Source organism: Paraburkholderia sp. CNPSo 3274, from assembly GCF_024206475.1.
Classification (GTDB): Bacteria; Pseudomonadota; Gammaproteobacteria; order Burkholderiales; family Burkholderiaceae; genus Paraburkholderia.
The window spans coordinates 1-706 of the sequence record NZ_JAMBPR010000246.1 but is presented as its reverse complement, the minus strand read 5'-3'; the positions used below and the strand labels follow the sequence as shown (position 1 = coordinate 706).

1 pseudogene is annotated in these 706 nt (G+C 61.6%); it reads left to right on the top strand.

From position 1 onward, the window contains the following. Positions 1–514 precede the first annotated feature (514 nt). Positions 515–706: pseudogene (locus tag M3I54_RS44500) on the top strand (IS256 family transposase); the annotation flags it as partial.

The following is a 706-nucleotide window of genomic DNA, read 5'->3' as shown; positions in this document are numbered from 1 at the left end:
CCTTTGGGGTTGCCTTTGGGGTTGCCTTTGGGGTTGCCTTTGGGGTTGCCTTTGGGGTTGCCTTTGGGGTTGCCTTTGGGGTTGCCTTTGGGGTTGCCTTTGGCCTTTCCTTGTGTTCACGTCGGTATGCCAGCGTTGCCCCTGTGCGGGGCGGCACCTCCTTTCTTTGCCGCGGCAAAGAAAGGAGGCAAAGAAAGCCGCTCAAACCGCCAATGCCTGTCCCCTTGCACCACTCGCCGTCATGGGTAGTGGCCCGGAGCGTCTGTCACCTCGCACCTTCGAAGTTGGTGACAAGGCGCTCATTCATCCCGCTGCTCGCTACGCGCGCTGCGGTTGGGTCTGCAAGGGAAACCGGGCGGCACGCGTGAGTATTCGCGCGAACTCATGTGCCCCACTGGTGTTTGGTTATGCCCATCGGCGCGCGGAGCGCCGCTGGAAGTATGAGCGCCTTGTCACTCGGACCTATCCGTCATTTCGTGGGCGAGGCATATCATGAGAGGTAAAAATCATGGATATGCCGATGAAGAAGCGCACGGTAGCTTCGCAGGCAGCGGCCCGAGGGCCGCTGCCTGCCCTGCCTGAAGGCCTGCTTGACGAACTGGTCAAGGGGCCGATGACGCCCGCCGAGGTCCAGGACCTGATGCTGGCGTTCAACAAGGCCGTCATCGAGCGCGCGATGGGCGCCGAGATGAACAGGCATCTGGGC